Here is a 24275-nt window from a genome sequence, read left to right as displayed (position 1 = left end):
GCTTAGAACGTCTGGCCGAGGGAGAATTGGAACACTTGAGTTTCAGCTTCATCCGGTTTCTTGATCGGCATTGCCAACGCGAAGCTCAGAGGACCCAGTGCGGTGACCCAGGTCACGCCAACACCCACGGAACTGGCCATGTTGCTCAGGCTGATGTCGTTACACTTGGTGTTCGACGTCGAGCCGTTCGCATTGGTAGTGTCCTTGCACTGCGAGTCAAATACGTTACCCACATCCCAGAATACCGAAGTACGCAGGGAACGCTGGTCTTTCACGAATGGCAGAGGAAACAGAACTTCGACGCCACCCTGGATCAGGACGTTGCCACCAAACGGCAGTGGATCCTGGTCCGGGTCTGCCAGAGTGCCCGGGTTCGTGCCACGGCTCGGAGTACTGCGCGGGCCAAGCGTACTGTCCTTGAAGCCACGTACCGAGTTGAAGCCACCAGCATAGTAGTTTTCATAGAACGGCAAGCCGTCTGTGGAACCGTAACCGTCGCCATAACCCAGCTCGGTGTGCAGACGCAGGGTGTAATTTTCGCTGATCGGCTGGAACAGCTGACCACGGTAATCAAGTTTGTAGAACGAAAGGTCGCTGCCTGGAATGGTGGTTTCCAGGGTCAGGCTCTGGGAACGACCACGGGTTGGCAATACGCCTTTGTTCAGGGTCGACTCGGACCAGCCGGCCGACGCCTTGAAGTTCAGGTACTTGTCACCTTCTTTGTTAACGAAGTCGAAAATCTCGTCAACGGTGTATTTACCGGTGCTGATCTCGTCCTGCTGAACGGAGGCACCGAAGGTCAGACGCGAAGTCTCGCTAATCGGATAACCCACATTGACGCCGGCACCCAAGCTGTCCACTGCGTAGCTCGACAGATCAGTATCGAGTTCATCGTAGTCAGTGGTGCGATAGAACGCGTTGTAACCCAGGCTCACGCCATCGGCGGTCCAGTACGGGTCAACGTAGCCGAAGTTGTAGCGGCTCTGGTATTCGCTTCGGGTCAGGCCGACGCTGACGCGGTTACCGGTACCGAGGAAGTTGTTCTGGGTGATCGAACCACCGAGGATCAGACCGGCGCTCTGGGCGAAACCGACGCTGGCGGTAATCGAACCGGAAGCCTGTTCTTCAACGCTGTAGTTCACGTCCACCTGGTCGTCGACACCCGGAACGGCCGGGGTTTCAACGTTGACTTCCTTGAAGAAGCCCAGACGCTCAAGACGGGTCTTGGATTGGTCGATCAGGTAGGTCGAAGCCCAGCCGCCTTCCATCTGACGCATTTCACGACGCAGCACTTCGTCTTCGGACTTGGTGTTGCCACGGAAGTTGATGCGGTTGACGTAGGCACGCTTGCCCGGATCAACAGCGAACAGGATGTCGACGGTGTGATCATCATCGTGCGGCTGAGGCACGCCGTTGACGTTGGCGAAGGTGTAACCCTCGTTACCCAGACGACGGGTGATCAACTCGGACGTGGTGGTCATCAGCTTGCGCGAGAACACCTGACCTTTCTGCACCAGCAGCAAGGACTTGACCTGATCTTCAGGGACTTTCAGATCACCGCTGAGCTTGACGTCACGAACGGTGTACTTCTCGCCTTCAGTGACGTTGACAGTGATGTAGACGTGCTTCTTGTCCGGGGTGATAGACACCTGGGTCGAAGCGATATCCATGTTGATATAGCCACGGTCCAGGTAGTAGGAACGCAGACGCTCCAGGTCACCGGAAAGCTTTTCACGGGCGTACTTGTCATCGTTCTTGAAGAACGACAGCCAGTTGGTGGTTTTCAGCTCGAACAGGTCGGTCAGGTCTTCCTCAGGGAAAACCGTGTTGCCCACAACGTTGATGTGCTGGATGGCCGCAACGGTACCTTCGTTGATCTTCACTTTAAGACCCACGCGGTTACGCGGTTGCGAGACCACTTCGGTATCAACGGTGGCCGAGTAACGACCTTGCGCGACGTACTGACGTTGCAGTTCGTTACGCACACCCTCGAGAGTGGCGCGCTGGAAGATCTCGCCTTCGGCCAGACCGGATTGTTTGAGACCTTTCATCAAGTCTTCAGTCGAGATCGCCTTGTTACCTTCGATCTCGATACTGGCAACCGACGGACGCTCGACGACCGTGATGACCAGAACGTTGCCTTCGCGGCCCAGCTGGATATCTTGAAAGAAACCGGTTTTGAACAACGCACGAGTGGATTCCACCAGGCGACGATCATCCGCCTGCTCACCGACGTTCAACGGCAAGGCACCAAAGACGCTACCCGCGGAGACCCGCTGGAGGCCATTGACGCGAATATCAGAGATAGTGAAGGACTCGGCGTGAACTTCGGCGATCATCAATACGGTGAGAACCGCAGTTAGCAGCAGACGTTTCATGAAGTCCTTTCTTATTCCAACTGGCAATAAACAAACTGCCGCAAAATGCGGCAGATTCGCAATTCAGCGAAGCGTTACAGACGACCCAGATCGTTGACCAGAGCAAGCAACATCACCCCGACCACCAAACTGATACCGATCTGTATCCCCCAACCTTGCACCCGATCCGACAAGGGACGACCACGCGCCCACTCGATCAGATAAAACAACAAATGCCCCCCATCCAGTACAGGAATGGGCAGCAAATTCAGAACCCCCAGGCTAATACTCAGATAAGCAAGGAAATTCAGGAAATCAGCAACGCCCGACTGGGCAGAAGCGCCCGCCACTTTAGCAATGGTTATCGGTCCACTCAAGTTTTTTACCGAGAGCTCGCCGAACAGCATTTTCTTTAGTGAATCGAGCGTCAGAATGCTCATCGTCCAAGTACGACGGGCACCCTCGCCAATTGCGGCCAGCGGCCCGTAACTGACCTCGCGGATCATCTCCGGTGGCCAGTCGACAGCTTTTACGCCCGCCCCCAGATATCCGCTTGGCGATTTGCTTTCACCACGCGCCGCCAGGGTCACAGGGACGTCGATTTGAGCACCGTCGCGCTCAACGCGCAGCATGATTTTGGTATCAGGACGCGTACGAACGGTATCAACGACCTGTTGCCAGTCATTCAGCGCCTGCCCATCAAGGGCCAGCAGGCGATCACCGGTTTTGAGGCCGGCGGCCTGGGCCGGGCCTTTCGGATCAAGTTCGGCAAGCACCGGCGGCAAGGCCGGACGCCATGGACGGATACCCAGAGAGCGAATCGGATCCGGCTCATCAGCGCCTTTCAACCAGTTATCCAGCGCCAGTTCACGCGGCGATTCAGCTGTGGAACCTTGTTCACGCACAATTAACTGCAAGGAACCGCTTTCCCCCAGTCGCCGCACCAACTGCAAATTGACAGCTGCCCACCCAGAGGTTGGTTCACCATCAATGGCGACAATTTCCTGACCGGCATTCAAACCGGCCTTGGCCGCAATACTGCCGGACTCTACGGCACCAATGACCGGACGCACCTGCTCGCTGCCGAGCATGGCCAGAACCCAGAAAAACACCAGCGCCAAGAGAAAGTTGGCGATCGGGCCCGCCGCGACAATGGCAATGCGCTGACGCACGGATTTACGATTGAAAGATTGATCAAGTTGATCGACCGGGACTTCGCCCTCACGCTCGTCGAGCATTTTGACATAGCCGCCAAGCGGAATCGCGGCAACCACAAACTCGGTGCCCTGCTTGTCGTGCCAACGCAACAGCGGCATCCCAAAGCCCACGGAAAAGCGCAGAACCTTGACGCCACAGCGACGCGCGACCCAGAAGTGGCCGAATTCGTGAAAGGTGACCAGCACACCCAAGGCGATCAGGGTGCCGGCAATCATATAGAGCGCGCTCATCTACTTTCTCCGCAATCCTGTTCAGTGCCGCGTGAAGCCATTGGTTTGCAAAACTATCGGCCGTGACGACTCAACCATTGTTCGGCCAAAACTCGCGCCTTGGCGTCGGCGATGAACACCGCCTCGAGATCACCCAGCGCGACGACCGGTTCGAGATTCAGAACTTCCTCGATGATACTCGCGATTTCCAGGTAACGAACCCGTCCGTCGAGAAACGCTGCCACCGCGACTTCGTTGGCCGCATTGAGCATCGCCGGAGCACTGTCGCCAGCCTCGGCAGCTTGCCGCGCCAGACGCAGACAAGGGAAGCGCTGTTCGTCCGGCGCCTCGAAGTCCAGACGCGCGACGGCGAACAGATCCAGCGGTGCGACACCCGAATCAATGCGTTCCGGCCAGGCCAGGGCATTGGCGATCGGCGTACGCATATCGGGATTGCCCAACTGCGCAAGTACCGAACCGTCGACATAATCGACCAGCGAGTGAATCACGCTCTGCGGGTGAATCACTACTTCGACTTGCGACGGCTTTGCATCAAATAACCAACAGGCCTCGATCAGCTCAAGCCCTTTATTCATCATGCTGGCCGAATCGACCGAAATCTTGCGCCCCATGGACCAGTTCGGGTGCGCACACGCCTGATCAGGTGAAACATGCGCCAGTTCGCTCATCGGTGTCTGTCGGAACGGACCGCCAGAGGCCGTGAGTAAAATCCGACGGACACCGACCGAGCTCAATCCACGGGCAAAATCCTGTGGCATGCACTGGAAAATTGCGTTGTGCTCGCTGTCGATCGGCAGTAGCACCGAACCACTCTTGCGCACAGCCTGCATGAACAAGGCGCCAGACATCACCAGCGCCTCTTTATTGGCCAGAAGAATTTTCTTGCCCGCCTCAACGGCCGCCAAGGTCGGACGCAGACCTGCCGCACCGACGATTGCAGCCATCACCGCATCGACTTCCGGAGCAGCAGCGACCTGACACAGGCCCTCCTCCCCCACCAGCACGCGAGTCGGCAGACCGGCGGCACGTAAATCATCCTGCAGACCGCGCGCGGCAGTCACTTCAGGCACCACGGCAAATTGCGGCACATGGCGCACGCACAAGGCGAAAAGCTCACTCAGACGGGTGAAACCCGTCAACGCGAAAGCCTGGTAACGCTCAGGATGACGAGCAATGACATCCAGCGTGCTCAGGCCGATCGAGCCCGTCGCGCCCAGAACGGTAATCTGCTGAGGGCGACTCACGGTGCAGCCATCCAAAGCAGCACGGCAAACACCGGAATTGCAGCTGTCAGACTGTCGATACGATCAAGCACACCGCCATGCCCCGGCAGCAGATTACTGCTGTCCTTGATACCGGACTGACGCTTGAACATGCTTTCGGTCAGGTCGCCAACTACGGAAATGAACACGATCAGCGCAGCGCCAATCAGGCCTTTAAGCAGCTCGGCTACCGTCCAGTCACGTACCAGACCAACAATCGCAGTGATCAGCAGGCTCAGCGCCAGACCACCGTAGACACCTTCCCAGCTTTTGCCCGGACTGACTTGCGGAGCCAGTTTGCGCTTGCCGAATTTGCGACCAGAGAAGTAAGCACCGATATCGGCACCCCAGACCAGCACCATCACAGCCATGATCAGCCAGTTACCCAACGGGTACTGCTTGATCTGCACCAGGCCCTGCCAGGCCGGCAACAGAATCAGCAGGCCAATGACCAGCTTGGTGGCGGCCGTGGACCAATGCTCGCTGGAGCGCGGATACGTCAGCACCAGATAAGTCGCTACCGCCCACCAGAGTACCGAAGCCCCCAGCACCCACGGCGCCAGGCCTGGCAGCACATACATGACGAACAACATCAATGCGACGACCGCGGCATAGCCGACGCGGAACGATTGAGCGGTAAAGCCTGCCAGCCGTGCCCATTCCCAAGCGCCCAGACTCACGACAAGGCCAATGAACAGGGCAAAACCCGAACCTTCCAGCAAGAAAAAACCGCACAAGGCGATCGGCAGCAGGATCAGCGCAGTGATGATTCGTTGTTTAAGCATTAAACCCGGGCTCCAGCTTCGACCTGTTCGCTCGTTTTACCGAAGCGACGCTGGCGCGAAGCGAAATCGGCCAGCGCATTGCGCATGGCATCGTGTTTGAAGTCCGGCCAGAACAGGTCGGAGAAGTACAGCTCGGCGTAGGCCAGCTGCCACAGCAGGAAATTGCTGATGCGGTGCTCACCACCCGTGCGAATGCACAGATCCGGCAACGGCAGATCGCCGGTGGCCAGACAGGTCTGCAGCAGATCCGGCGTAATGTCCTCCGGGCGCAGGTGCCCGGCCTGGACTTCACGCGCCAGGCGCTGTGCAGCTTGCGCGATATCCCACTGACCGCCGTAATTGGCGGCGATCTGCAGAATGAAACGATTGGCGCCGGCGGTCATCGCCTCAGCTTCACGCATGGCCGCTTGAAGCTCCGGATGAAAGCGCGAGCGATCGCCAATGATGCGCAGGCTGATGTTGTTGTCGTTGAGACGCTTGGCCTCACGACGCAACGCCTTGAAGAACAGATCCATCAAGGCACTGACCTCATCGGCCGGACGCTGCCAGTTTTCACTGGAAAACGCGAACAGGGTGAGCACCTCGACCTTGGCCTCGGCACACACCTCGATGACGGCACGCACAGCATCCACGCCCGCTTTATGCCCGGCGACACCCGGCATAAAGCGTTTTTTCGCCCAGCGATTGTTGCCATCCATGATGATCGCGACATGGCGCGGCACCGCGGACGGCGCAGTCTGCTTGGTCTTGTCCATTAAAAGCTCGAACCTTATACGGCCATCAGATCCGCTTCTTTTTGCTTGGTAGCCGCGTCGATATCAGCTTCAGCCTTGTCGGTGATTTTCTGAATATCGGCAGCAGCGCGGCGCTCTTCGTCTTCGCTGATTTCCTTATCCTTGACCAGCTTCTTCAGCTCGCCCAAGGCATCGCGACGAATATTGCGCACGGCAACACGCGCGTCTTCAGCAGCACTGCGCGCCTGCTTGGTGAAGCCCTTACGGGTTTCCTCGGTCAAGGCTGGCATGGAGATCAGCAACAATTCGCCCAGGTTGGTCGGATTGAGGTTGAGACCGGCGCTCTGGATTGCCTTGTCGACAGCCGCGAGCATGTTGCGCTCGAAGGCCACGACTTGCAGGGTGCGCGAGTCTTTTACAGTGATGTTCGCCACTTGGGTGATGGAAGTGTCTGCGCCGTAGTACGGCACCATCACGCTACCCAGAATGCTTGGGTGGGCTTTACCGGTACGAATCTGGCCAAACGCATGGGCCAGGGATTCGAGGGATTTCTGCATGCGCTCTTGAGCGTCTTTCTTGATTTCGTTGATCATTGTTGACCTTCCTCGATCAGGGTGCCTTCAGCGCCGCCGTGTACGATGTTCAGCAGGGCACCGGGCTTGTTCATGTTGAATACGCGCAGCGGCATCTTATGGTCGCGGCACAGGCAAATGGCGGTCAGATCCATCACGCCCAGCTTGCGATCCAGTACTTCATCATAAGTCAGATGATCGAACTTCTCGGCATGCGGGTCTTTGAACGGGTCTGCAGTGTAAACGCCATCGACCTTGGTCGCCTTGAGCACTACGTCGGCGTCGATTTCGATTGCACGCAGGCAGGCTGCCGAATCCGTGGTAAAGAACGGATTGCCGGTACCGGCCGCAAAAATCACCACGTCCTTGGAGTTCAGGTGGCGCATGGCCTTGCGGCGGTCATAGTGATCGGTCACGCCAACCATGGAAATGGCCGACATTACGATGGCCGAGATATTGGCACGTTCCAGCGCGTCACGCATGGCCAAGGCGTTCATCACAGTGGCCAGCATGCCCATGTGGTCGCCCGTGACCCGATCCATACCGGCTTTGCTCAAGGCTTCGCCACGGAACAGGTTGCCACCGCCGATCACCAGACCGACCTGCACGCCGATGCCGACCAGCTGGCCGACTTCCAGCGCCATCCGATCCAGCACTTTTGGATCGATCCCGAACTCTTCCGAGCCCATCAGGGCCTCGCCGCTAAGCTTGAGTAGAATGCGTTTATAGCGAGCCTGATAACCACTGCCCTGCTGAGCCATTGCGAATCTCTCCTGCGGCGTATTTAAAATTCTTTGCGAGCTGTTTACAGCTGGCGTTCACTCTAGCTTGGCGCTGCTTCAGCGCCATCGGAACATGGCTTTGTAAGTCAGTTCCAAGTGGAAACCAATTAAAAATTGGCAACCCCATCTGAAAAGAGGCTGCGCGCGTAAGCGGGCAGCCTCTTTCGGGCGACAGTTGGAAAACCGTCTTATTGCTTGGCGGCAGCCAGCTGGGCAGCAACTTCTTCAGCGAAGTTGTCGACCGGCTTCTCGATGCCTTCGCCTACTTTGAAGTAAGTGAAGGAAACGATTTCTGCGCCGGCTTTCTTGGCCAGTTCGCCAACCTTGACCTCAGGGTTCTTGACGAACGCCTGCTCAACCAGGCTCGCTTCTGCCAGGAACTTGCTGATACGGCCTTTGACCATGTTCTCAACAATGTTTTCTGGTTTGCCTTTGATTTTTTCTTCGTTCAGCTGCAGGAATACAGCTTTTTCACGCTCGATCGCTTCATCGGAAACTTGCGAAGGCAGCAGGAACTCAGGATTGCTTGCAGCTACGTGCATCGCGATGTCTTTGGCCAGCTCGACGTCACCGCCTTTCAGGACAACAGCAACACCGATCTTGTTACCGTGCAGGTAAGTGCCGACAACGTCACCCTCTACGCGTACCAGACGACGGATGTTGACGTTCTCGCCCACTTTGGCAACCAGAGCTTCACGAGCCGATTCCTGAGCGGCGATCAGCGGAGCTGCGTCGGTCAGTTTTTCGTCGAAGGCTTTTTCTACGCTGGCAGCAACGAAGTTTTTGAAGTCATCTTGCAGGGCCAGGAAGTCGGTCTGCGAGTTAACTTCCAGCAGCACGGCTGCCTTGTCGTTCGATTTGATGGCGATTGCGCCTTCAGCGGCAACGTTACCCGCTTTCTTGGCAGCCTTGATCGCGCCCGAAGCACGCATGTCATCAATGGCTTTTTCGATGTCGCCGTCAGCCTTTTCCAGGGCTTTCTTGCAATCCATCATGCCTTCGCCGGTACGCTCGCGCAGTTCTTTAACCAACGCTGCAGTAATTGCTGCCATTTTCAAATTCCTCTTGGATAGGTTTTCAACCATTCCACCCGATCGAACGGGCGTTCAATTCTTCCCGAACCAGCTTGTAGCCGCTGCACGTTACAAATACAGGGCGGGCGCTGCCACAAGTGGGCGCCGACAATTGGTTTTCGAGGTGGCAAAAAGGGGGCCAAGCCCCCTTTTTGCTTACTGAGTCAACGCCAGGGCGTCTATTACTCAGCTGCAGCCTGAGTTTCTTCAGCTGCGAATTCTACAGTGCCGCCAGCAACATTGTTGCGACCACGGATCACTGCGTCAGCCATCGAACCCATGTACAGCTGGATAGCGCGGATTGCGTCATCGTTGCCTGGGATGATGTAGTCAACGCCTTCCGGGCTGCTGTTGGTGTCGACAACGCCGATGACCGGGATGCCCAGCTTGTTGGCTTCGGTGATCGCGATGCGCTCGTGGTCAACGTCGATCACGAACAGTGCGTCTGGCAGACCGCCCATGTCCTTGATGCCGCCCAGCGAACGATCCAGCTTTTCCAGGTCACGGGAGCGCATCAGCGCTTCTTTCTTGGTCAGCTTGGCGAAAGTACCGTCTTCGGCTTGAACTTCAAGGTCACGCAGACGCTTGATGGAAGCACGAATGGTTTTGAAGTTGGTCAGCATGCCGCCCAACCAGCGGTGATCGACGTACGGCGAACCGCAACGTGCTGCTTCTTCAGCAACGATCTTGCCAGCGGAACGCTTGGTGCCGACGAACAGAATCTTGTTTTTGCCCTGGGCCAGACGCTCTACGAAAGTCAGAGCTTCGTTGAACATTGGCAGGGTTTTTTCAAGGTTGATGATGTGAATCTTGTTACGCGCGCCGAAAATGTACTTACCCATTTTCGGATTCCAGTAACGGGTTTGGTGACCGAAGTGCACACCGGCCTTCAGCATATCGCGCATATTGACTTGGGACATGATAGTTCCTTAATAAGTCGGGTTTGGCCTCCACGTATCCCAATGACCAACCAGTGGCATAAAGCCAAAAGCACCCAGGTCATCGTGTCGACACGTGTGTGGATTTAAGCTTTTCGGGGTATCCCCGGAAAGCGGCGCATTTTATACCACAGGGTGCGCAGAAACGGAACCCGGAATCTGTATTCGCACCAAGGACATGGGCGCAGCCCCCTTGGAATCGGCCCCGAACGCACCATTGTATAGACAGAAGCGATGCACGCAGGCGCTGAATTGCGCCGTGCGTCTGTTAGAATCGCGTTTTTCAGGGTCGCAAATCGAACACCTGCCACCCTATTCGTATCAGCAAGCGCCGCCGAGCGCAGAGAGAGCCTGTATGACCGTCACCCTCAAAACCCCCGAGGACATCGCTGGCATGCGCGTCGCCGGCAAACTGGCCGCCGATGTGCTGGAAATGATCGCCGAACATGTCAAACCGGGCGTCACCACCGATGAGCTGAACCAGATCTGCCACGACTACATCGTCAACGTGCAGCAAGCCATCCCTGCCCCGCTCAACTACAAGGGCTACCCGAAGTCGATCTGCACCTCGATCAACCACGTGGTCTGCCATGGCATCCCGAACGACAAGCCGCTGAAAAACGGCGACACCCTGAACATCGACGTCACCGTGATCAAGGACGGCTACCACGGCGACACCAGCCGCATGTTCCACGTCGGCGAAGTGCCGGTCTGGGCCGAGCGCCTGTCGCAGATCACCCAGGAATGCATGTACAAGGCGATCGAGATCGTCAAACCCGGCTGCCGCCTCGGCGACATCGGCGAAGTGATCCAGAAGCACGCCGAGAAGAACGGTTTCTCGGTGGTTCGCGAATTCTGCGGTCACGGCATCGGCAAGGTCTTCCACGAAGAGCCACAGATCCTGCACTACGGTCGCGCGGGCACCGGCATGGAACTGAAGGCCGGCATGACCTTCACCATCGAGCCGATGATCAACCAGGGCAAGGCCGACACCAAAGTACTCGGCGACGGCTGGACCGCGATCACCAAGGACCGCAAGCTCTCGGCCCAGTGGGAACACACCCTGCTGGTCACCGAGACTGGCTACGAGATCTTCACCCTGCGCGCCGATGACACCATCCCGCGCATCTCGGCCTGATCCAACAACGCTCCCAGCCTTTTATAGAAGGAAAGCCAATCGATGCCGCAGGTGGATCCCGAACTCTTTGATCGCGGCCAGTTCCAGGCTGAACTGGCCCTGAAAGCGAGTCCTATCGCCGCGTTCAAGAAAGCGATCCGCCAGGCTCGTGAGGTACTCGACGCGCGCTTTCGCAGCGGCCGCGACATCCGTCGCCTCATCGAAGACCGCGCCTGGTTCGTCGACAATATCCTGCAAAAGGCCTGGGAGCAGTTCAACTGGAGCGAAGACGCCGACATCGCACTGGTCGCGGTTGGCGGCTACGGCCGTGGTGAGTTGCACCCTTACTCCGACATCGATCTGCTGATCCTGCTGGACAGCGCTGATCACGAAGTTTTCCGCGATTCCATCGAGCGTTTTCTGACGCTGTTGTGGGACATCGGCCTGGAAGTCGGCCAGAGCGTGCGCTCGGTCGATGAATGCGCCGAAGAGGCGCGCGCCGACCTCACCGTCGTCACCAACCTGATGGAAAGCCGCACCATCTGCGGCCCCGAGCGTCTGCGCCAACGCATGCTCGACGTCACCAGCACCGCACACATGTGGCCGGCCAAGGAGTTTTTCCTCGCCAAACGCGCCGAGCAAAAGGCCCGTCACCACAAGTACAACGACACCGAATACAACCTGGAACCCAACGTCAAAGGCTCGCCCGGCGGCTTGCGGGATATCCAGACGATTCTATGGGTGGCCCGGCGTCAGTACGGCACCCTGAACTTGCGCGCCCTCGCCGGCGAAGGCTTTTTGGTCGAAAGCGAAAACGCCCTGCTCGCCTCCTCCCAGGAATTCCTCTGGAAAGTGCGCTATGCGCTGCACATGCTCGCCGGGCGCTCCGAAGACCGCTTGCTGTTCGATCATCAGCGCAACATCGCCGGGCTGCTCGGCTTTGAAGGTGACGACGCCAAGCAGGCCGTCGAAAACTTCATGCAACAGTACTTCCGTGTGGTGATGAGCATCGCCCAGCTCAGCGACCTGATCATCCAGCACTTCGAAGAAGTCATCCTCGCCCCGGAAGACGAGGCGCCGCCACAGCCGATCAACTCGCGCTTCCAGTTGCACGACGGCTATATCGAGGCCCGGAACGACAACGTATTCCGCCGCACGCCGTTCGCCATGCTCGAGATCTTCGTGCTGATGGCCCAGCAGCCGGAAATCAAAGGCGTGCGCGCCGACACCATTCGCCTGCTGCGCGAGAACCGCCACCTGATTGATGACAACTTCCGCAACGATATTCGCAATACCAGCCTGTTCATCGAGCTGTTCAAGTGCAAGATCGGCATCCACCGCAACCTGCGCCGGATGAACCGTTACGGCATTCTCGGGCGCTATCTGCCGGAGTTTGGCTTTATCGTCGGGCAAATGCAGCACGACCTGTTCCACATCTATACGGTCGATGCGCACACGCTGAACCTGATCAAACACCTGCGCAAATTGCAGTACACCCAAGTCTCGGAGAAATTCCCGCTGGCGGCCAAGCTCATGGCCAAACTGCCCAAGCCCGAACTCATCTATATGGCGGGCCTGTACCACGACATCGGCAAGGGCCGGCATGGCGATCACTCGGAGATCGGCGCAGTCGATGCCGAGGCGTTCTGCCAGCGTCATCAATTGCCGGTATGGGACAGCCGCCTGATTGTCTGGCTGGTGCAAAACCATCTGGTGATGTCGACCACCGCGCAACGCAAGGACTTGTCCGACCCGCAGGTGATTCACGATTTCGCGCAGGCCGTGGGCGATGAAACCCGCCTCGACTATCTGTACGTGCTGACGGTGGCCGACATCAACGCGACCAACCCGACGCTGTGGAATTCGTGGCGCGCCAGCCTGTTGCGCCAGCTCTACACCGAAACCAAGCGCGCCTTGCGCCGTGGCCTGGAAAACCCGGTGGATCGCGAAGAGCAGATCCGGCAGACGCAAAGCGCCGCACTGGACATTCTGGTGCGCGGCGGCACCGATCCGGACGACGTCGAGCAGCTTTGGGCGCAGTTGGGCGATGACTACTTCCTGCGGCACACCGCCGGCGACGTGGCCTGGCACAGCGACGCGATCCTCCAGCAGCCGGCCGATGGCGGCCCGCTGGTGCTGATCAAGGAAACCACTCAACGCGAGTTCGAGGGTGGTACGCAGATCTTCATTTACGCGCCGGACCAGCACGACTTCTTCGCCGTGACCGTGGCTGCGATGGATCAGCTCAACCTGAACATTCACGACGCTCGGGTTATCACGTCCAGTAGCCAATTTACGCTCGACACCTACATCGTGCTCGACACCGATGGCGACTCGATTGGTGACAACCCGACGCGAGTCAAACAGATCCGCGAAGGTCTGACCGAAGCCCTGCGCAATCCGGACGATTACCCGACGATCATCCAGCGTCGGGTTCCGCGTCAGCTCAAGCATTTTGCCTTTGCGCCGCAGGTGACCATCCATAACGACGCTCAGCGCCCGGTGACCGTGCTGGAATTGACCGCACCTGATCGCCCGGGCCTGCTGGCACGTATCGGCGGGATTTTCCTCGAGTTCGACCTGTCGCTGCAGAACGCCAAGATTGCGACCTTGGGCGAACGGGTGGAAGACGTGTTCTTCATCACCGATGCCCACAACCAGCCGCTCTCCGACCCGCTGCTATGCAGCCGCTTGCAGGATGCAATCGTTGAACAACTGAGCGTCAATCAGGAACCCGATATCAAACTTTCACGCATCAGTATCTGAATTAACAAACTATCCCTGTGGAGGCAGATATATCTGCCCAGAGCTTTTGTGGTGAGGGGATTCATCCCCGATGGGTCGCGAAGCGGCCCCAAAAATCTGCAATCACGGTGTACCCGCTACACCGCATGCCATGGTTTTGCGACTGCTGCGCAGCCGATCGGGGATGAATCCCCTCGCCACGGAGTCCTCTCCACATTGAACGAGGCATCCATGAACAACGCTCTGAACCAGCTCCAGCCGTACCCGTTCGAAAAGCTCCGCGCCCTGCTCGGCACCGTCACGCCGAACCCGGACAAACGCCCGATCGCCCTGTCGATCGGCGAGCCGAAACACCGTTCGCCAAGCTTTGTCGCCGAAGCGCTGGCGAACAGCCTGGATCAGATGGCCGTGTACCCGACGACGCTGGGTATCCCGGCGCTGCGTGAGGCCATTGCCGGCTGGTGCGAACTACGTTTCGGCGTGCCGAGCGGCTGGATCGATCCGGCGCGCAACGTGCTGCCGGTCAATGGCACCCGTGAAGCGCTGTTCGCGTTCACCCAGACCGTGGTCAACCGTGGCGACGATGCGTTGGTGGTCAGCCCGAACCCGTTCTACCAAATCTATGAAGGCGCGGCGTTCCTCGCCGGGGCCAAGCCGCATTACCTGCCATGTCTGGACGAGAACGGCTTCAACCCGGATTTCGATGCCGTTTCGCCGGACATCTGGAAGCGCTGCCAGATCCTGTTCCTCTGTTCGCCGGGCAACCCGACCGGTGCGCTGATCCCGGTCGACACCCTGAAGAAGCTGATCGCCCTGGCCGACGAGTACGATTTCGTGATCGCCGCCGACGAGTGCTACAGCGAGTTGTACTTCGATGAGCAAACGCCGCCGCCGGGCCTGCTGACTGCCTGCGTCGAACTGGGCCGCAAGGATTTCAAGCGTTGCGTGGTGTTCCACAGCCTGTCCAAGCGTTCCAACCTGCCGGGGCTGCGCTCCGGTTTCGTGGCGGGCGACGCCGACATCCTCAAGGGCTTCCTGCTGTATCGCACTTACCACGGTTGCGCGATGCCGGTACAAACCCAACTGGCCAGCGTTGCCGCGTGGAACGACGAAGTGCATGTGCGCGCCAACCGGGCGCTGTACCGCGAAAAATTCGATGCGGTGCTCGAGATCCTCAGCCCGGTGATGGACGTACAGCGTCCGGATGGCAGCTTCTACCTGTGGCCGAACGTGCAAGGTGATGACGCAGCGTTCTGCCGCGATCTGTTTGAGCAAGAGCACGTGACCGTGGTACCGGGTTCTTATCTGTCCCGCGACGTCGATGGCGTCAATCCAGGTGCCGGCCGTGTGCGCATGGCACTGGTTGCGCCGCTGGCCGAATGTGTCGAAGCCGCTGAACGGATTCGTGCCTTCATCACTCGCCAGAAGTAATCGTCGTGCCCGCATCAGGCAATCTTGTGCGGGCATCGCGATGGGTTATTTGACCTTCCCCAGATTGGCCTCACTCAAATCCAGATCGGCCAACACTTCTCTGAGCACGTCATCACCTATCTGGTGATGACGACTGAGGCTATAGAGTTCCAGACGCTGCGCCCTGAGCGCTTTGAGGCGCATGCGACGCTCGAGTAGATCCATCTGAAACGCGAGGGCCTGCGCTTCGGCGGAGTCGTTGAAGACATCCAGCTGATGGCGATACTCGGACATGATCCGCGCCTTAAGCTCGGCTGACAAAGCAGCCTGAGCAGCGTCCTGCGGGGGGATCTCCTCCGTTTCAAGCGCATGAATCGCCGCTTCCGCGGTTTTGCGCCAGGCGTCGCGCACTTCCTGACGCCGCTTGTCGTCGGGACTCTTTTCGATGCCCCGCAGCAACAGTGGCAGCGCGATACACGCCGAAATCAGCGATAGCAGAATCACCCCGGCGGCGATGAAGATCAGCAGGTCACGCTCGGGAAACGCGTCCGCCCCCATCAACATCGGCACCGACATCACGCCGGCCAGCGTCACCGCCCCGCGTACACCGCCGACGGTCAGCAACCAGCAGGAGCGCGCAGTCGGCACCTGAGTCAGCTCGCCCTTGCCACGCAAACGGCGCAACAGCACCGACAAACGCCAGATGCTCTGCACCCAGATAAACCGCAGCAATACCAGCGCAAGGAAAATCGCCACGACATCCAGGCAGCGGTAGAACAGCGTTGGCCACAACGTCGGCTCATGGCTGACCACGGCTTTGATGATGTCCGGCAATTGCAGGCCAAGCAGGAGGAAAATCAGCCCGTTGAAAGCGAACTCCAGCAGCGACCAAACGCTGCGATTGAGCAAGCGAGTACTGGTCTGCCGAGGCAACAGATCGAGCCAGCTCTGCATCATCCCCGCCGCCACCGCCGAGAGAATGCCCGAAACGCCGAGACGTTCGGCCAACACATAAGCAGCGAACGGCAGCAGTAACATGAACACCACGTGAGTCGCCGGATCATCCCAGCCACGGGCAACCATCCACGCCCGCAAGCGCCCGACCAGCCAGCTCAAGGCCACACCGACCGCCAACCCGCCGAGCGCCACCAGGACAAAAGTCAGGCTGGCATTGGTCAGCGAGAACACGCCGGTAACAGCCGCCACCAGGGCGAACTTGAACGTCACCAGACCCGAGGCATCGTTCATCAGCGCCTCGCCCTGCAATATATGCATCAGCGGGGTCGGCAAGCGGTTTTGCGAAATGGCCGAAACGGCAACGGCGTCCGTTGGCGACAGCACCGCCGCCAGGGCGAAGGCCACCGGCAACGGAATTGACGGCAATAACCAATGAATGAAGTACCCGGCGCCGACCACGGTGAACAGCACCAGCCCGACGGCCAGCGTCAAAATCGGCCCACGCAGCTGCCAGAACTCGCGTTTGGGCATGCGCCAGCCATCGGAAAACAACAATGGCGGCAGGAACAGAAACAGGAACAATTCGGGATCGAGGGCCACGTGCAGACCGAGGGTCGGCCAGGCGAGCAAGGCGCCGGCGGCAATCTGGACCAACGGCAGCGGCAACGGGATGACCCGTCCGACCAGCCGCGAGACGCTGACCAGCATCAGCAGGATGAGGACGGTGTAAGCGGTTTGCATAAAGCGGAAATCTCAGACAATCGACAGCGTTGAACTGCCATATTAGCCGCTTAGGATGGATCTGACCGTTGCACCTATGTCGCACGCCCCAAAACCAAACCTGTAGGAGCTGCGGCACGCTGCGATCGTTTGATCTTTGAAACAAAATCAAAAGATCGCAGCCTCGTTTCACTCGACAGCTCCTACAGGGATTTATGCAAGGAAATGAAGCCGGGCGCCCGAAACCGTTTGGTCATGGCATAATCCGACACCATTTTTCTCCAGCACCTGTAAAGGGGGCGATTCCTTGACCGTTTCAAGTAAAACGTTGCACCTTTTCGGCATCAAAGCCTGCGACACCATGAAGAAGGCGCGCACCTGGCTCGATGAACACGCTGTCAGCTACGACTTTCACGATTACAAAACCGCCGGCATCGACCGTGAGCACCTGACGCAATGGTGTGACGAACACGGCTGGCAAACGGTGTTGAACCGCGCAGGCACGACCTTTCGCAAACTCGACGACGAACGCAAAGCCGATCTCGACCAGTCGAAAGCTATCGAACTGATGCTCGCTCAACCCTCGATGATCAAGCGCCCGGTGCTTGATCTCGGTGACCGAACCCTGATTGGCTTCAAGCCAGACATCTACGCGGCCGCACTCAAATAAGCAGCCCGTCACTTATTGCTAGAGGTATTCACATGTCCAACTCCCTGTTCAGCATCGCCTTTGGTGTCGGCACCCAGAACCGTGAAGGCGCCTGGCTGGAAGTGTTCTATGCACAGCCACTGCTCAACCCTTCGGCGGAACTGGTCGCGGCCGTTGCGCCGATCCTCGGTTACACCGAAGGCAACCAGGCCATCACCTTCACCACTGCTCAAGCGGCGCAACTGGCTGAAGCCGTGAAAGGCATCGACGCCGTGCAAGGCAAGCTGCTGACCCGTCTGGCGGAAAGCCACAAGCCGCTGGTCGCCACCCTGCTGGCCGAAGACGCGCAACTGACCTCGACACCTGAGGCCTACCTCAAGCTGCACCTGCTGTCGCACCGTCTGGTCAAGCCGCACGGCGTGAGCCTGGCCGGCATCTTCCCGCTGCTGCCAAACGTAGCGTGGACCAGCCAGGGCGCCATCGACCTGAGTGAACTGGCTGAACTGCAACTCGAAGCCCGTCTGCGTGGCGAGCTGCTGGAAGTGTTCTCGGTGGACAAGTTCCCGAAAATGACCGACTACGTGGTGCCGGCTGGCGTGCGTATTGCTGACGCGGCACGTCTGCGCCTGGGTGCTTACGTCGGTGAAGGCACCACCGTGATGCACGAAGGTTTCATCAACTTCAACGCCGGCACCGAAGGCCCGGGCATGATCGAAGGTCGTGTTTCCGCTGGCGTGTTCGTCGGCAAGGGTTCGGACCTGGGCGGCGGTTGCTCGACCATGGGCACCCTGTCGGGCGGCGGCAACATTGTGATCAAGGTTGGCGAAGGCTGCCTGATCGGCGCCAACGCCGGTATCGGCATCCCGTTGGGCGACCGCAACACCGTTGAGTCGGGCCTGTACGTGACCGCAGGCACCAAGGTTGCTCTGCTGGACGAGCACAACAATCTGGTTAAAGTTGTGAAAGCGCGCGAGCTGGCCGGTCAGACCGACCTGCTGTTCCGCCGCAATTCGGAAACCGGTGCTGTGGAGTGCAAAACCCACAAATCGGCGATCGAACTGAACGAAGCGCTGCACGCTCACAACTAAGCAGCACATCGACCTCCTGCGGGAGCGAGCCTGCTCGCGAAGCTTTTGGCGTATTCAAGAACGCCTTCGCGAGCAGGCTCGCTCCCACAGTGTCTTGTGTACATCCCGCCCAAGTTCACAGGGCTGAACAAATGATGATTCCCTCCCCCTGGCGTGCCGATTTCCCGGCCATCGCCGCGCTGCAACGGCAAGACCAGACTTATCTGGACAACGCCGCCACCACGCAAAAACCCCAAGCCCTGCTCGACGCACTGACGCATTACTACGCCAACGGCGCGGCCAATGTGCATCGTGCGCAACACCTGCCTGGCGCTCACGCGACGCAGGCGTTCGAGGACAGTCGGCTCAAGGTGGCCCAGTGGCTGAATGCCGGTGACAGCGGGCAAATCATCTTTACCCACGGCGCCACCAGTGCGCTGAACCTCCTGGCTTATGGCCTGGAACCTCTTTTCCACCCGGGCGATGAAATTGTCATCAGCGCCCTGGAGCATCACGCCAACTTGCTGCCGTGGCAGCAACTGGCACAACGGCGCAATCTGAAGCTGGTGATCCTGCCGCTGGATGCCGACGGCCTGATCGACCTCGCTGCCGCTGTGCATCTGATCGGCCCGCGCACGCGGTTGCTGGCGGTCAGTCAGTTGTCCAACGTGCTCGGTTCGTGGCAGCCATTGCCGGCGCTGCTGGGCATGGCCAAGGCGCAGAACGCGCTGACGGTGGTCGATGGCGCCCAAGGCGTGGTCCACGGTCGTCACGACGTGCAGGCGCTGGGTTGCGACTTTTATGTATTTTCCAGCCACAAGCTGTATGGCCCCGATGGCCTCGGCGTGCTGTTCGGACGCAACGCTGCGCTTGAGCAATTGAAGCCTTGGCAGTTCGGCGGCGAAATGGTCCTGGAAGCCAACTATCACGACTCGCGCTTCCGCCCGGCGCCGCTGGGTTTCGAGGCGGGTACGCCGCCGATTGCCAGCGTGATCGGCCTTGGCGCGACGCTGGATTATCTGGCCGGTCTGGATCAAGACGCGGTGTCCGTCCACGAAGCAGCGCTGCATGACTATTTGCTGCGCGGCCTCGCGGCGCGAAACGGCATTCGTTTGCTTGGCAAGCCGCAACTAGCGCTGGCCAGTTTTGTCGTCGAGGGTGTGCATAACGCTGATTTGGCGCACTTGCTGACAGAACAAGGTATTGCGGTGCGTGCCGGGCACCATTGCGCAATGCCGTTACTGAAAAGCTTAGAACTGGCTGGAGCGATTCGGGTGTCGCTGGCGCTGTACAACGATTCGGAAGATCTGGAGCGCTTCTTTGAAGCGCTGGATCAGGCGCTGGAGTTGTTGCGATGAGTTTGCCGCTCGCCGCTGCCGAAGCGCTGCACACCTTCCAGAATGCCGCTGGCTGGGAACAGCGGGCGCGGTTGTTGATGCAGTTTGGTGATCGTTTGCCGGCGCTGGATGACGCGGATAAGTGCGACGCAAACCGGGTGCATGGCTGTGAGAGTCAGGTCTGGCTGGTTGGTGAACTGCACGACGGTCACTGGCAATTCAGCGCCAGCAGCGATGCGCGGATGATTCGTGGTTTGGTGGCGTTGTTGCTGTTGCGGGTTAACGGTTTGTCGGCCACTGAACTGCAGCAGGTTGATTTACCGGACTGGTTTAATCAGCTAGGGCTTTCGCGCCAGCTATCGCCATCGCGCAGTAATGGCCTCAATGCAGTGCTCCAGCGGATGAATGAGTTGGCGCTTTAAAGCGGCTGCTTCGCAGCCATCGCGAGCAGGCTCACTCCTACAATTGGAATGCGTTCCCCTGTAGGAGTGAGCCTGCTCGCGATGGGTCCATCAGCCCCAGCATCAAACCTGAGGTTTGACTCGGTCAGCCGGGCGGCGAACTCCCGCCACAATCTTATCCACAGCCTTGGTCGCCGCGACCATGCCGAACGTCGCCGTGACCATCATCACCGCGCCAAACCCGCCGGCGCAGTCGAGCTTCACGCCATCGCCGACAAAACTCTTCTGCAAGCAAATGCTGCCATCGGGTTTCGGGTAGCGCAGCTGTTCCGTGGAAAACACGCACGGCACGCTGTAATGGCGGGTCACGGTACGCGAGAAGCCATAGTCGCGACGCAACGTCGAGCGCACTTTCGAGGCCAACGGGTCGTTGAAGGTGCGGTTGAGATCGCACACTTGAATCAGCGTCGGATCAATCTGCCCGCCCGCACCGCCAGTAGTAATGATCTGGATCTTGCGGCGCTTGCACCAAGCGATCAGCGCAGCCTTGGCGTTGACCGCGTCGATGCAGTCGATCACGCAGTCGATGTTCGGCGTGATGTATTCGGCCATGGTCTCGCGGGTTACGAAATCTGCCACCGCGTGCACCGTGCAATCCGGGTTGATCCCGCGCAGGCGCTCGGCCATCACTTCGACCTTGGGCTTGCCGACGGTGCTGTCCAGCGCGTGCAACTGGCGGTTGGCGTTGCTGACACAGACGTCATCGAGGTCGAACAGCGAAATCTCGCCGACGCCACAGCGGGCCATGGCTTCCGCCGCCCAGGAACCGACGCCACCGACGCCGACGATCGCCACATGGGCCGCGCGCAAACGCTCCATGCCTTCGATGCCATACAAACGGGCGATGCCTGCAAACCGCGGATCTTCTGTACTCATGACCATTACCCCAAAAACCGGCGCGCATTATAGGGCCACGCAACCACAAGTTTTAAGCTTCAAGCGACAAGTGTAAGAACTTAAGTCAAAGAGACTTGCCCAATGTGAGCCATTTCCCTGTCTGATGTACGACCGGCGAACTGTCGGTGTAGGATGCGCGCCCCTTTGGCGTATAGCCTACCGATCCTTCGTTCCACAGCCTTTGGAACCCGAAACAGCTATGTCATCGCGTAAATTTGGTCTCAACCTGGTGGTGGTTCTGGCAATCGCCGCCCTGTTCACTGGTTTCTGGGCGCTGATCAATCGCCCGGTCTCCGCACCCAACTGGCCGGAACAGATCTCCGGTTTCTCTTATTCGCCGTTCCAGCAGGGACAGTACCCACAGAAGGACCAGTATCCGTCTGACGACGAGATGCGCCGCGACCTCGAGATCATGAGCAAGTTGACGGATAACATCCGTATCTACTCGGTCGACGGCTCCCTGCAAGACATTCCGAAACTGGCTGAAGAATTCGGCCTGCGCGTGACACTTGGGATTTGGATCAGCCCCGACCAGGAGCGCAACGAACGGGAAATCACCCGCGCCATCGAACTGGCCAACACCTCGCGCAGCGTGGTTCGCGTGGTGGTCGGTAACGAAGCGATCTTTCGTAAGGAAATCACCGCCCAAGAGCTGAGCGTATTGCTTGATCGCGTGCGCGCGGCGGTGAAAGTGCCGGTGACCACCTCCGAGCAATGGCACGTCTGGGAAGAACATCCGGAGCTGGCCAAGCACGTTGACCTGATCGCCGCCCACGTGCTGCCGTACTGGGAGTTCATTCCGGTGGACAAGGCCGGCCAGTTCGTTTTCGACCGTGCTCGCGACCTGAAAAAGCTGTTCCCGAAAAAACCGCTGCTGCTCTCCGAAGTCGGCTGGCCGAGCAACGGCCGCATGCGCGGTGGCGCCGATGCGTCACCGGCGGATCAGGCGATCTATCTGCGTACGTTGGTCAACAAACTCAACCGCCAAGGCTTCAACTACTTCGTGATCGAAGCGTTTGACCAACCGTGGAAGGCCAGCGACGAAGGCTCGGTCGGCGCGTATTGGGGCGTGTTCAACGCCGCGCGTCAGCAGAAATTCAATTTCGAAGGCCCGGTGGTAGCGATTCCGCAATGGCGCGTACTGGCGGTCGGCTCAGTGGTGCTGGCGCTGCTGTCGCTGACCCTGCTGATGATCGACGGCTCGGCGCTGCGTCAGCGTGGGCGGATCTTCCTGACCTTTATCGCGTTCCTCTGTGGTTCGGTGCTGGTATGGATCGGTTACGACTACAGCCTGCAGTACAGCACGTGGTTCAGTTTGACGGTCGGCTTCCTCTTGGCGCTCGGTGCGCTCGGAGTGTTTATCGTCTTGCTGACGGAGGCCCATGAACTGGCTGAAGCGGTGTGGATTCACAAGCGTCGGCGCGAGTTCCTGCCGGTCGAAGGCGACTCCAGCTATCGCCCGAAAGTCTCGATCCACGTGCCTTGCTACAACGAGCCGCCGGAGATGGTCAAACAGACCCTCGACGCACTGGCGGCGCTCGATTATCCGGACTACGAAGTCCTGATCATCGACAACAACACCAAGGACCCGGCGGTATGGGAACCGGTGCGCGACTACTGCGCCACGCTCGGCCCGCGCTTCAAGTTCTTCCACGTCTCGCCCCTGGCTGGTTTCAAGGGCGGCGCGCTGAACTACCTGATTCCACACACCGCCAAGGATGCCGAAGTGATCGCGGTGATCGACTCCGATTATTGCGTACACCCGAACTGGCTCAAGCACATGGTGCCGCACTTCGCCGATCCGAAAATCGCCGTGGTGCAGTCGCCGCAGGATTACCGCGACCAGAACGAAAGCACCTTCAAGAAGCTTTGCTACGCCGAATACAAAGGCTTCTTCCACATCGGCATGGTTACTCGTAACGACCGTGACGCGATCATTCAGCACGGCACCATGACCATGACCCGGCGTTCGGTGCTGGAAGAGTTGGGCTGGGCTGACTGGTGCATCTGCGAGGACGCCGAACTCGGTCTGCGCGTGTTCGAAAAAGGCCTGTCGGCGGCGTATTACCACGACAGCTACGGCAAGGGTCTGATGCCGGATACGTTCATCGACTTCAAAAAGCAGCGTTTCCGCTGGGCTTACGGCGCGATCCAGATCATCAAGCGTCACACCGGCAGCCTGCTGCGCGGCAAGGACACTGAACTGACTCGTGGCCAGCGTTACCACTTCCTCGCGGGCTGGTTGCCGTGGGTCGCGGACGGCATGAACATCTTCTTCACCGTCGGCGCGCTGTTGTGGTCGGCGGCGATGATCATCGTGCCGCAACGGGTCGATCCGCCGCTGCTGATCTTCGCAATCCCGCCACTGGCGCTGTTCGTGTTCAAGGTCGGCAAGATCATCTTCCTCTACCGCCGCGCCGTCGGTGTGAACCTGAAAGATGCCTTCTGCGCGGCACTGGCCGGGCTGGCGTTGTCGCACACCATCGCCAAAGCGGTCCTGTACGGCTTCTTCACCAGCAGCATTCCGTTCTTCCGCACGCCGAAAAACGCCGACAACCATGGCTTCTGGGTGGCGATTTCCGAGGCGCGGGAAGAGCTGTTCATCATGCTGCTGTTGTGGGGCGCGGCGCTGGGGATCTTCCTGGTCAACGGCATGCCGAGCAACGACATGCGTTTCTGGGTGGTGATGTTGCTGGTGCAGTCACTGCCGTATCTGGCGGCGCTGATCATGGCGTTCCTGTCGTCGTTGCCGAAACCGGCGGCTGCAGCGGAACCGGCAGCCGCATAATCGGTAACGGATAACGTCAAACGGCGGCCTTCGGGCCGCCGTTTTGCTTTAGAATGACCGCCTTTTTCAATGCCAACAAACTCGGTAGGAGCTGCCGAAGGCTGCGATCTTTTGATCTTGCTGTTGATTTTAAAAAACAAAATCAAAAGATCGCAGCCTTCGGCAGCTCCTACAGG

Annotated in this window: 19 protein-coding genes; 8 read left to right on the top strand and 11 right to left on the bottom strand. The window is 58.9% G+C overall.

Features of this window, described 5'->3' with window-relative positions:
* Positions 1 to 2: 2 nt before the first annotated feature.
* The 9 genes from bamA to rpsB form a co-directional block, all read right to left on the bottom strand.
* Complete coding sequence (bamA, locus tag BK670_RS19310; protein WP_123452064.1) at positions 3 to 2378, bottom strand: outer membrane protein assembly factor BamA; 2376 nt, start codon at positions 2376 to 2378, stop codon at positions 3 to 5.
* A 74-nt stretch (positions 2379 to 2452) separates the two neighbouring features.
* Positions 2453 to 3805, bottom strand: a complete 1353-nt coding sequence (rseP, locus tag BK670_RS19305) for a sigma E protease regulator RseP (RefSeq protein ID WP_123452061.1) — start codon at positions 3803 to 3805, stop codon at positions 2453 to 2455.
* 53 nt (positions 3806 to 3858) lie between these two features.
* Positions 3859 to 5049, bottom strand: coding sequence for a 1-deoxy-D-xylulose-5-phosphate reductoisomerase (gene ispC / locus BK670_RS19300; RefSeq protein WP_123452059.1), 1191 nt, complete (start codon positions 5047 to 5049; stop codon positions 3859 to 3861).
* Positions 5046 to 5852, bottom strand: a complete 807-nt coding sequence (locus tag BK670_RS19295; RefSeq protein ID WP_123452057.1) for a phosphatidate cytidylyltransferase — start codon at positions 5850 to 5852, stop codon at positions 5046 to 5048. Before BK670_RS19295 ends, ispC begins: the two co-directional genes overlap by 4 nt.
* Complete coding sequence (uppS, locus tag BK670_RS19290) at positions 5852 to 6607, bottom strand: polyprenyl diphosphate synthase (RefSeq protein WP_007908854.1); 756 nt, start codon at positions 6605 to 6607, stop codon at positions 5852 to 5854. Before uppS ends, BK670_RS19295 begins: the two co-directional genes overlap by 1 nt.
* Positions 6608 to 6621: 14 nt before the next feature.
* Entirely contained in the window at positions 6622 to 7179 is a 558-nt protein-coding gene (gene frr, locus BK670_RS19285; RefSeq protein WP_123452055.1) for a ribosome recycling factor, read from the bottom strand.
* Positions 7176 to 7919, bottom strand: coding sequence for a UMP kinase (gene pyrH, locus BK670_RS19280; protein WP_003222124.1), 744 nt, complete (start codon positions 7917 to 7919; stop codon positions 7176 to 7178). Before pyrH ends, frr begins: the two co-directional genes overlap by 4 nt.
* A 209-nt stretch (positions 7920 to 8128) precedes the next feature.
* The gene (gene tsf, locus BK670_RS19275; RefSeq protein ID WP_016771476.1) at positions 8129 to 8992 is read right to left on the bottom strand and encodes a translation elongation factor Ts; all 864 of its coding nucleotides are present in this window, start codon (positions 8990 to 8992) and stop codon (positions 8129 to 8131) included.
* Positions 8993 to 9195: 203 nt separating this feature from the next.
* Positions 9196 to 9933: a 30S ribosomal protein S2 gene (gene rpsB, locus BK670_RS19270; protein WP_003222119.1), complete on the bottom strand. Its 738-nt coding sequence runs from the start codon at positions 9931 to 9933 to the stop codon at positions 9196 to 9198.
* Between the two features lie 373 nt (positions 9934 to 10306).
* On the opposite strand from rpsB, the gene map reads away from it, so the two are divergent.
* The 3 genes from map (at position 10307) to dapC (ending at position 15244) form a co-directional block, all read left to right on the top strand.
* Complete coding sequence (gene map / locus BK670_RS19265; protein ID WP_123452053.1) at positions 10307 to 11089, top strand: type I methionyl aminopeptidase; 783 nt, start codon at positions 10307 to 10309, stop codon at positions 11087 to 11089.
* A gap of 42 nt (positions 11090 to 11131) precedes the next feature.
* Positions 11132 to 13834 (top strand): [protein-PII] uridylyltransferase, encoded by a 2703-nt coding sequence (locus tag BK670_RS19260; protein ID WP_123452051.1) that lies wholly within the window; start codon positions 11132 to 11134, stop codon positions 13832 to 13834.
* Between the two features lie 210 nt (positions 13835 to 14044).
* Complete coding sequence (gene dapC / locus BK670_RS19255) at positions 14045 to 15244, top strand: succinyldiaminopimelate transaminase (protein ID WP_123452049.1); 1200 nt, start codon at positions 14045 to 14047, stop codon at positions 15242 to 15244.
* A gap of 45 nt (positions 15245 to 15289) precedes the next feature.
* Here the strand turns inward: dapC and BK670_RS19250 are convergent, their stop codons facing one another.
* On the bottom strand, positions 15290 to 16921 hold the full coding sequence (locus BK670_RS19250; protein WP_123452047.1) for a Na+/H+ antiporter: 1632 nt from the start codon (positions 16919 to 16921) through the stop codon (positions 15290 to 15292).
* Between the two features lie 286 nt (positions 16922 to 17207).
* Here BK670_RS19250 and BK670_RS19245 point away from each other — a divergent pair, with 286 nt between their 5' ends.
* From BK670_RS19245 to BK670_RS19230, 4 genes are all read left to right on the top strand, one after another.
* Positions 17208 to 17570, top strand: a complete 363-nt coding sequence (locus BK670_RS19245) for an ArsC family reductase (protein ID WP_003222107.1) — start codon at positions 17208 to 17210, stop codon at positions 17568 to 17570.
* A 32-nt stretch (positions 17571 to 17602) separates the two neighbouring features.
* Positions 17603 to 18637, top strand: coding sequence for a 2,3,4,5-tetrahydropyridine-2,6-dicarboxylate N-succinyltransferase (gene dapD, locus BK670_RS19240; protein ID WP_123452045.1), 1035 nt, complete (start codon positions 17603 to 17605; stop codon positions 18635 to 18637).
* 131 nt (positions 18638 to 18768) lie between these two features.
* Entirely contained in the window at positions 18769 to 19974 is a 1206-nt protein-coding gene (locus BK670_RS19235) for an aminotransferase class V-fold PLP-dependent enzyme (protein ID WP_123452043.1), read from the top strand.
* Positions 19971 to 20375 (top strand): SufE family protein, encoded by a 405-nt coding sequence (locus tag BK670_RS19230; RefSeq protein ID WP_123452041.1) that lies wholly within the window; start codon positions 19971 to 19973, stop codon positions 20373 to 20375. Before BK670_RS19235 ends, BK670_RS19230 begins: the two co-directional genes overlap by 4 nt.
* Before the next feature lie 102 nt (positions 20376 to 20477).
* On the opposite strand, the gene tcdA is transcribed toward BK670_RS19230, so the two are convergent.
* Positions 20478 to 21296 carry a tRNA cyclic N6-threonylcarbamoyladenosine(37) synthase TcdA gene (gene tcdA, locus BK670_RS19225; protein ID WP_095050392.1) on the bottom strand — a complete coding sequence of 273 codons (819 nt, stop codon included), beginning with the start codon at positions 21294 to 21296 and terminating at the stop codon, positions 20478 to 20480.
* Between the two features lie 214 nt (positions 21297 to 21510).
* On the opposite strand from tcdA, the gene BK670_RS19220 reads away from it, so the two are divergent.
* Positions 21511 to 24099 carry a glycosyltransferase gene (locus BK670_RS19220; protein WP_123452039.1) on the top strand — a complete coding sequence of 863 codons (2589 nt, stop codon included), beginning with the start codon at positions 21511 to 21513 and terminating at the stop codon, positions 24097 to 24099.
* The last annotated feature ends 176 nt before the right edge of the window (positions 24100 to 24275 follow it).

It is taken from the genome of Pseudomonas fluorescens (assembly GCF_003732425.1).
Lineage (GTDB): Bacteria > Pseudomonadota > Gammaproteobacteria > Pseudomonadales > Pseudomonadaceae > Aquipseudomonas > Aquipseudomonas fluorescens_BE.
The sequence above is the reverse complement of the archived record's forward strand: the minus strand, read 5'-3'. Positions and strand labels throughout refer to the sequence as shown.

Bases quoted from the DNA above. Each gene is read 5' to 3' on its own strand.
- pyrH (WP_003222124.1), bottom strand. From the start codon at position 7,919: ATGGCTCAGCAGGGCAGTGGTTATCAGGCTCGCTATAAACGCATTCTA.
- uppS (WP_007908854.1), bottom strand. From the start codon at position 6,607: ATGGACAAGACCAAGCAGACTGCGCCGTCCGCGGTGCCGCGCCATGTC.
- bamA (WP_123452064.1), bottom strand. From the start codon at position 2,378: ATGAAACGTCTGCTGCTAACTGCGGTTCTCACCGTATTGATGATCGCC.
- BK670_RS19230 (WP_123452041.1), top strand. From the start codon at position 19,971: ATGAGTTTGCCGCTCGCCGCTGCCGAAGCGCTGCACACCTTCCAGAAT.
- BK670_RS19250 (WP_123452047.1), bottom strand. From the start codon at position 16,921: ATGCAAACCGCTTACACCGTCCTCATCCTGCTGATGCTGGTCAGCGTC.
- dapD (WP_123452045.1), top strand. From the start codon at position 17,603: ATGTCCAACTCCCTGTTCAGCATCGCCTTTGGTGTCGGCACCCAGAAC.
- rseP (WP_123452061.1), bottom strand. From the start codon at position 3,805: ATGAGCGCGCTCTATATGATTGCCGGCACCCTGATCGCCTTGGGTGTG.
- tcdA (WP_095050392.1), bottom strand. From the start codon at position 21,296: ATGGTCATGAGTACAGAAGATCCGCGGTTTGCAGGCATCGCCCGTTTG.
- BK670_RS19260 (WP_123452051.1), top strand. From the start codon at position 11,132: ATGCCGCAGGTGGATCCCGAACTCTTTGATCGCGGCCAGTTCCAGGCT.
- BK670_RS19235 (WP_123452043.1), top strand. From the start codon at position 18,769: ATGATGATTCCCTCCCCCTGGCGTGCCGATTTCCCGGCCATCGCCGCG.
- rpsB (WP_003222119.1), bottom strand. From the start codon at position 9,933: ATGTCCCAAGTCAATATGCGCGATATGCTGAAGGCCGGTGTGCACTTC.
- dapC (WP_123452049.1), top strand. From the start codon at position 14,045: ATGAACAACGCTCTGAACCAGCTCCAGCCGTACCCGTTCGAAAAGCTC.
- map (WP_123452053.1), top strand. From the start codon at position 10,307: ATGACCGTCACCCTCAAAACCCCCGAGGACATCGCTGGCATGCGCGTC.
- tsf (WP_016771476.1), bottom strand. From the start codon at position 8,992: ATGGCAGCAATTACTGCAGCGTTGGTTAAAGAACTGCGCGAGCGTACC.
- BK670_RS19295 (WP_123452057.1), bottom strand. From the start codon at position 5,852: ATGCTTAAACAACGAATCATCACTGCGCTGATCCTGCTGCCGATCGCC.
- BK670_RS19220 (WP_123452039.1), top strand. From the start codon at position 21,511: ATGTCATCGCGTAAATTTGGTCTCAACCTGGTGGTGGTTCTGGCAATC.
- frr (WP_123452055.1), bottom strand. From the start codon at position 7,179: ATGATCAACGAAATCAAGAAAGACGCTCAAGAGCGCATGCAGAAATCC.